At 64.2% G+C, this 3,255-nt stretch carries 4 protein-coding genes; 3 read left to right on the top strand and 1 reads right to left on the bottom strand.

Translation table 11 applies throughout. The features are described from left to right. Positions 1-83 precede the first annotated feature (83 nt). The 3 genes from EOA27_RS28875 to EOA27_RS28865 all read left to right on the top strand — a co-directional run bounded on the left by EOA27_RS28875 (position 84) and on the right by EOA27_RS28865 (position 2,541). Positions 84-743, top strand: a complete 660-nt coding sequence (locus EOA27_RS28875) for an HAD family phosphatase (RefSeq protein WP_126079734.1) — start codon at positions 84-86, stop codon at positions 741-743. A 54-nt stretch (positions 744-797) separates the two neighbouring features. Then, positions 798-1,652, top strand: a complete 855-nt coding sequence (locus EOA27_RS28870) for a hypothetical protein (RefSeq protein WP_126079735.1) — start codon at positions 798-800, stop codon at positions 1,650-1,652. Between the two features lie 79 nt (positions 1,653-1,731). Continuing rightward, complete coding sequence (locus EOA27_RS28865) at positions 1,732-2,541, top strand: oxaloacetate decarboxylase (protein ID WP_127257822.1); 810 nt, start codon at positions 1,732-1,734, stop codon at positions 2,539-2,541. Here EOA27_RS28865 and EOA27_RS28860 read toward each other — a convergent pair. Continuing rightward, positions 2,538-3,233 (bottom strand): sulfate transporter family protein, encoded by a 696-nt coding sequence (locus EOA27_RS28860; RefSeq protein WP_126079737.1) that lies wholly within the window; start codon positions 3,231-3,233, stop codon positions 2,538-2,540. The two genes, EOA27_RS28865 and EOA27_RS28860, sit on opposite strands and share 4 nt — an antisense overlap. Positions 3,234-3,255: the final 22 nt, after the last annotated feature.

The following is a 3,255-nucleotide window of genomic DNA, read 5'->3' as shown; positions in this document are numbered from 1 at the left end:
ACCCAGGTCACGGTCGAGGAGCGCGCGCTGGCCGGCGGCACGACGCGCGGCGCGGGCGGTTTCGGGTCGACCGGCACCGCCTAATGCAAGTTCCAAAACTGGTCATTTTCGACTGCGACGGGATCCTGGTCGACACGGAAAACCTTGCCAATCGGCGCCTCGCCGAATGGCTGAGCGCCGCCGGCTTTGCGACGAACTTCGAATATTGCCGAAAGCACTTCTCCGGCCGCAGCATGGTCTCGGTGCAAAAAGAGATCGAAGAGGCGACCGAGGTCAGACTCGGCGCCGACTTCGTCGAGCGCTGGAATGCCGGCCTGCCGGATCTTTTTTCGCACGGCGTCGAGGCGATCCCTTATGTGCGTGAGTTCGTCGAAGCCGTCCGCGCGGCCGGCATCGCCTATTGCGTCGCCTCCTCGGCTCGGGTCTCGAAAATGCATATCACGCTCGGCCAAACCGGGCTTTTGCCGCTGTTCGCGCACGCCATGTTCTCCTCCACCATGGTCGGGCGCGGCAAGCCGTTCCCGGACCTCTTCCTGCATGCGGCCAAGACGACGGGCTTCGCGCCGGTCGACTGCATCGTCATCGAGGACAGCGTCGCGGGAACGCAAGCCGGCATAGCCGCCGGCATGCGCGTTTTCTCCTACCACGCCGATCCGTTCACCGACCGTGACGGCCTCGCGGCGGCCGGCGGCATATTATTCGACGACATGCGGGAACTGGCAAAGCTGGTGCCGATCCGCTGATCGGCTGTACACTTCAGGACTCCGTGCTAGCGTGCGGCCCGGGGGTGTTTTTCGATGATTTCCATTCTATCCCGTCTCATGCTCGCCTGCCTGCTGCTGCCTTCCATATGGACGGTCGCGCGCGCCGAAGCCGTCAGTTTTCCGGAACTCAGCAGCACCATTCCCGGACATCAGGACGCCACCTATTTCGACCTTGCCAAAATGATCGTGCCTGACCTCCAGGCCGGCGATAACGGTTTCTATAACGGCAGCGCACCGATCGAGATGCGTGACATCCTCGGCGGCAACGATGGCGGATCGGCGCCCGAAACCATCAACCTGCCGAATGCTGCGGTGCTGGCCATCAAGGCCGGCGGCAAGGAGCGGCTGGCGATGCTTCTCGACCTCGGCCAGGCGCAAGACAGCGCCGAGGGATTTGCCGTGCTGGCGCTCTACGACCTCACCGGCAAGCCGAAGCTGCTCGACGCCGTCAATGTCGGAACCGACCAGGGCACTTATTTTCGCGATCCGGGAAAGCTCGCGATCGGTCCCGGCGACGACGCGCTCATTACCATGAGCACGCATTTCAATTCGAACCAGGGCTATGTCGGCACGATCCTGATCCTGGTCCGCAACGATCGGTTCGAACCGATCGACCAGATCAACACATTCGACGAGAATGTCTGCGCCTACAAACGCACCCAGGACCTTTCCTTCCAGACGCGCGGAAGTGAAAAGCCCTATGCCGCGATCAGGGTGACCGTGACCGACGCCACCAAGCCCAGCGGTGAAAGCTGCGAGGAGCCGGCGCCCAAGGCAGTCTCGCACGACATTTCCGTCACCTATCACTGGGACAAGACCGGATCGCGATACGTTCGGAATTCCGACGCATTCGAGAAATTGTCAGCAGAGAACGAGAAACGCTTCTGAGCCAGCCGCATTCGTTTGCCCGGGGGGAACGGCCGCGATAAATTCCCCGCATAACCCCGCTCATGATTGAGGATCCGCCATGGACAAGGGCAAGATTTTTCGCGATCTGCATGCCTCCACCTTCGTCATGCCCAACCCCTGGGACATAGGCACGACCAAGCTTCTCGCTTCCTTCGACTTCAAGGCGCTGGCCACGACCAGCGCCGGCTTCGCCTTCTCGCGCGGCCTGCCGGACGGCGCCGTGACCTTCGAAGCCATGATCCACCATTGCCGCGACGTGACCGCGGCAACCGACCTGCCGGTTTCGGCCGATCTCGAACGCGGCAAGGGCGACAGCCCCGAGCAGGCCGCCGAAACGATCTTCGCGGCGGAAGCCGCCGGGCTCGCCGGCTGTTCGATCGAGGACCACACGGGCGACCCCGCCAACCCGATCTACGATTTCTCTCATGCGACCGAACGCGTCGCGGCCGCCGTCGAGGCGGCCCGGGCGCTCAAGCACGATTTCGTCTTCACCGCGCGGGCCGAGAATTTCCTCTGGGGCAAGACGGACCTCGACGACACGATCAAGCGGCTGCAGGCCTTCGAGAAGGCCGGCGCCGATGTGCTTTATGCGCCAGGCATCAGCGACGTCGACATGGTGCGCACGATCTGCTCGTCGGTGAGCCGGCCGGTCAATGTGATGGCCCGCCCCGGTTTCACCGTCGCCGACCTCGCCATGGCCGGCGTCAAGCGCATCTCGCTCGGGCCGTGGCTGACCAGTTTCGCCTATGGCATGCTGGAGACGGCGGCGCGCGAGATCCAACAGGACGGCACTTTCGGCTTCACCCGGGCGGCAATGCCGTTCGGCAAGCTGCAGGCGCTGTTCCGGGAGGGCAAGGAGCAGGACTAGACCGGGCCCCGCGCCGAAACCGCCTTGTGCAGATGCACCATCATGGCGGCCGCGAAAAGCGGCGTCAGAAGGTTGAGCAGCGGCACGGCGAGGAACAGGGCAATGACCAGTCCGGCCAGAAACACCGTGCCGGCATATTTGCGGCGCAGCGCCTTGGCCTCGGCTTCAGGGCGAAAACGCATGGCGGCGAATTCGAAGAATTCGCGGCCGAGCAGATAGCCGTTGACGATGAAGAAGGCGGCAATGTTGACGCCCGGCACCAGCAGCAAGAGCAACGCGACGATGTTGCCGAGAACCACCACGCCGAAGAATTTGATCGCCAGCGCCAGCGAATGCAGCGCCGGCACGGCGCGGCCGGGCGGATCGTCGGGATAGTCGGTGCGCTCGACGACTTCGGCGATATCGTCGAGGAACAGGCCGGCAACGATCGCCGTCACAGGCGCGATGAGCAAGGCCATCCCCACCGCCAGGACAATGCCGGCGATGATGCCGCCCAGCCACCCGGCCCAGGACGGCAGGCCCGGCAGCAGCGTCTGCAGCCACGGCCAGGCCAGCCATTCGAGCAGGCTCTCGGCGCCGACCCACAGCGCCAGCAGAGCGAGCAGCGTCAGCCCCAGCGTCTTGAGGAAGACGAAACGGAATTCAGGCGAGAACAGCCGGCTGGCGGCGGCGCGGGCAGCATCTAGGATCACGGCGGGTGCAGACCCCTCATCG

Origin of the sequence: Mesorhizobium sp. M2A.F.Ca.ET.037.01.1.1, from assembly GCF_003998075.1 — a bacterium.
GTDB lineage: Bacteria > Pseudomonadota > Alphaproteobacteria > Rhizobiales > Rhizobiaceae > Mesorhizobium.
The sequence above is the reverse complement of the archived record's forward strand: the minus strand, read 5'-3'. Positions and strand labels throughout refer to the sequence as shown.

Bases quoted from the DNA above. Each gene is read 5' to 3' on its own strand.
- EOA27_RS28875 (WP_126079734.1), top strand. From the start codon at position 84: ATGCAAGTTCCAAAACTGGTCATTTTCGACTGCGACGGGATCCTGGTC.
- EOA27_RS28865 (WP_127257822.1), top strand. From the start codon at position 1,732: ATGGACAAGGGCAAGATTTTTCGCGATCTGCATGCCTCCACCTTCGTC.
- EOA27_RS28870 (WP_126079735.1), top strand. From the start codon at position 798: ATGATTTCCATTCTATCCCGTCTCATGCTCGCCTGCCTGCTGCTGCCT.